Source organism: Cellulomonas sp. NPDC055163 (assembly GCF_053607065.1).
Genome location: NZ_JBSGSU010000004.1, coordinates 126,154 through 129,685, shown reverse-complemented (window position 1 = coordinate 129,685; position 3,532 = coordinate 126,154). Strand labels below are relative to the sequence as shown.

3 protein-coding genes are annotated in these 3,532 nt (G+C 76.5%); 2 read left to right on the top strand and 1 reads right to left on the bottom strand.

Annotated elements, in window-relative coordinates; genetic code table 11:
• The first annotated feature begins 220 nt into the window (after window positions 1–220).
• Together ACWFNE_RS09020 and ACWFNE_RS09015 are read left to right on the top strand one after the other, a co-directional pair.
• On the top strand, window positions 221–1,018 hold the full coding sequence (locus ACWFNE_RS09020) for an alpha/beta fold hydrolase (protein WP_452122084.1): 798 nt from the start codon (window positions 221–223) through the stop codon (window positions 1,016–1,018).
• The gene (locus tag ACWFNE_RS09015) at window positions 1,015–2,547 is read left to right on the top strand and encodes a SpoIIE family protein phosphatase (RefSeq protein ID WP_452122083.1); all 1,533 of its coding nucleotides are present in this window, start codon (window positions 1,015–1,017) and stop codon (window positions 2,545–2,547) included. The genes ACWFNE_RS09020 and ACWFNE_RS09015 overlap by 4 nt, the downstream gene beginning before the upstream one ends.
• Before the next feature lie 13 nt (window positions 2,548–2,560).
• On the opposite strand, the gene ACWFNE_RS09010 is transcribed toward ACWFNE_RS09015, so the two are convergent.
• A complete protein-coding gene (locus tag ACWFNE_RS09010; RefSeq protein WP_452122082.1) occupies window positions 2,561–3,265 on the bottom strand; it encodes a DUF6518 family protein in 705 nt (234 codons plus the stop codon).
• Window positions 3,266–3,532: the final 267 nt, after the last annotated feature.

The following is a 3,532-nucleotide window of genomic DNA, read 5'->3' as shown; positions in this document are numbered from 1 at the left end:
CTGAAAAGCCACCAAAGCCACCAACCCACCACTCACCCCACCCCCGCAGCCGCGAAAACAAGCGGAGCCCGCGCCCGCCCCCCACCCCCGCCCCCCCCCCCCCACCGTCGCGACGTGGGGGCCCGGCTCCCACGGTCGGCCGGGCCGACGGCAGAGGCGCGACACGCGGTCCGCCGGGTAGGCCCGTGCGACCTCCGGGAGCCGCACGTACCCTGTCGCGGTGGACGTCCTGAGGCGCAACAACGTGGAGGTGCGCGGCCGTGCCGACGGCCCGCTCCTGCTTCTCGTGCACGGATTCGGGTGCGACCAGGGGATGTGGCGGTACGTCGTCCCGGCGTTCGAGGCGACCCACCGGGTCGTGCTCATGGACCATGTCGGCGCGGGCGGCTCCGACGCCTCGGCGTACGACCCGGCGCGGCACGGACGCCTCGACGGCTACGCGCGTGACGTCCTCGAGGTGGTCGAGGCCCTGCACGCCGGCCCGGCCGTGATCGTCGGTCACTCGGTCAGCGCGATGATCGGCGTGCTCGCCGCGGTCGCGCGGCCCGACCTCGTGGACCGGCTCGTGCTCGTGGGGCCCAGCCCCCGGTACGTCGACGACGCCGGGTACACGGGTGGTTTCACGCAGGACGAGATCGACGAGCTGCTCGACACGATGGACGACAACTACCTCGGCTGGTCGGCGTTCATCGCGCCCGTCGTCATGGGTCGCCCGGACCGTCCGGAGCTCGGTGAGGAGCTCACGAGCAGCTTCTGCCGCACGGACCCGGCGATCGCGCGGGCGTTCGCGCGGACGACGTTCCTCTCGGACAACCGCGCCGACCTGCCGCGCTGCACCGTCCCCGCGCTCGTCGTGCAGTGCCGCGAGGACGCGATCGCCCCGGTCGCGGTCGGGGAGTACGTGCGAGACCACCTGCCGCGCAGCGAGTACGTGCTGCTCGACGCCGTCGGGCACTGCCCGAACCTCAGCGCCCCCGACGAGCTCGTGGCCGCGATGCGGGAGTACCTCGCGGCATGACGGTCGGTCCGGCGGAGGCGTGGCGGTGGTCGCCGGCGGGCCTGCTCGTGCTCGACACGGACGGCACCGTCCTCGACGCGAACGACACGTTCCTGCACTGGGTCGGTCGCACCCACGCGGACGTCGTCGGGCGCGTTCGCCTGAGCGGGCTGCTGTCGGCCGGTGGCCGGATCTACTGGGAGACCCACCTCGCGCCGATGCTGCACGTCGACGGGCGGGCCGACGAGGTCGCGCTCGAGCTGCGCACGCCCACGGGGCGGATGCCCGTGCTGCTCACCGCGACGGTCCGGCGCACCGACGGTCGCGACCGGGTGCACGTGGCGTTGTCGAGCGCGCGCGAGCGCTCCCGGTACGAGCGTGAGCTGCTCGCGGCGCGCCGGGAGGCGGACCGCTCGGCGGCGCAGGTGCGCGTGCTGCAGCGGGCGACGTCGCGGCTCTCGCGAGCGACGGGCGTCCGGGGCGTCGCGCACGCGGTGCTGGACGCAGCCGTCCGGGACCTCGGTGCCCGCGCGGCGACGCTGTGGCTCGCCGACGCCTCCGGGGCGCTGCGGCTGCACGGGTCGCTCGGGGAGCGGGTCGACGAGGTGGGTGGCCCGCCGGCGGAAGCGGTGCTCGGGCAGCGGCACGCGGTCCTCGACGGTGACCGCGTCGTCGTCCCGCTGCACGGCCAGGCCGGCCCGCAGGGCGCGCTCGTGGTCGTCCCGCGCGACGACCCGGGGGCCGAGCCGCCCGCGCTCGAGGTCGTCACGGCGCTCGGGGAGCAGGCGGGGCTCGCGCTGCACCGCGCGGAGCTCTACGAGCACAGCGCGAGTGTCGCGCACGAGCTCCAGCACTCGCTGCTCGCCGCCGACCCGCCGGTCGACCCGCGGTTCGAGGTGACGAGCGCCTACCGGCCGGGCGTCGAGGCGCTCGACGTCGGCGGGGACTGGCACGACGCGTTCCTCGCCGAGGACGGGGTGCTCTCGGTCGTGGTGGGCGACGTCGTCGGGCGCGGCCTCGGGGCGGCCAGCGCGATGGGTCAGGTCCGCTCGGCGATCCGCGCGGTCGCCGGTCCGGGCGTCGGGCCAGTACGCCTCGTGCAGCGGCTCGACCGCTTCGTGGACCAGGTGCACGCCGCGGCCATGGCGACGATGGCGTACGTCGAGGTCGAGCTCGCGACGGGGCGCGCGCGGTACGTGTGCGCGGGTCACCTCCCGCCGCTGCTCGTGCGTGCGGGCGGCGGCACGGAGCTGCTGTGGGGCGGGCGCTCGGCGCCGCTGGGCGTGCGCATCCCGGGGCGCGAGCGTCGTGAGGGAACGTTCGAGCTCGCGCCGGGGGACCGGCTGCTGCTGTACACCGACGGTCTGGTCGAGCGACGCCACCGCCCGCTGGAGGAGAGCCTCGAAGGACTCGCGGTCGCGGCGGCGAGCCTGCGCGACGAGCTCCCGGGTGTCGCGGTCCCGGCGCTCGTCCAGCGGCAGCTGCGCGACGAGCGGGGGCGGGACGACGTGTGCGTGCTGCTGCTGGGCTGGCGCGGCGCTCCCGCCTGAGCCGGGTCGGGGCTCAGACGGGGAGCAGGTCGAGCAGGAGGAACGCGGTCAGCCCGAGCGCCGTCGCGGGCACGAGCGCGACGCCGGCGTACGCCCGCTCGCGCGTCGTGCGCCCGACGAGCAGCGGCGCCCCGATGCCGAGCACGACCATCGTGAGGCCCTCGGGCACCTGGTCCGCGACGACGAACGTCCGCACGAGCCCCTCGTAGCAGAGCACCCCGCCCAGCACGGCGGCGGCCGCGATGCGCTCGCGCGTCCCTCCGAAGCGGCACCACGCGCCGGCGGTGCCGAAGACGACGCCGCCGACGACCGCGCCGAGCGACCAGACGACGAGGTACCCGGCGCTGTGCGGGACGCCCTGGAGCGACGCGGCGGCGGCATGGCCGGCGGTCAGCGCGAGCAGCGTGACGACGCCGACGATCCCCGGGGCGAACCGTCCGGTCACGCGCGAGCCGAGGCCCGCGCCGACGAGGCTCCACACGGCGACCGACGTGGCGATCGTGCTCCACGCGCCGGGCAGGACGCCGTGGAGCACTTGGGTCGCGACCCCGAGCAGGAGGCCCCCGACGAGCGCGAGCGCGACGCCGACGGCCGGGTCGAGCGGCTGGTCGGCCGGGAGTGCGGCCGGTGCGCGGCCCGCGGCCGTCCGGACGGCGGGGCCGCGGCGCACGGCGGCAGCGCGGGCGTGCGACCGGTCGAGGGGCGAGATCACCGTCATACCCGCCAGTCCACCGGTGCCGGGGGCGGTCCGGCATCCGCCTGTGGTCGCGACGGGGACGGCAAACATCCTCCCCAGGGTGCACAACCTCTCGAGGGTGCGGTGCGTTGGGGGAGCGACGGGAGCAGGTCGGCGCGGGCGGCCAGCGGCGCCCGGACCGGTCCGCGAGCGCGCAGCGGGGGGCGCGACGCACAGGGGCGGGGCCCACCGGGGTCCCCCCCGGGAGGGTCAGAGGGGGGGGGCCCGAACCCCCGGAACTCCCTTTCC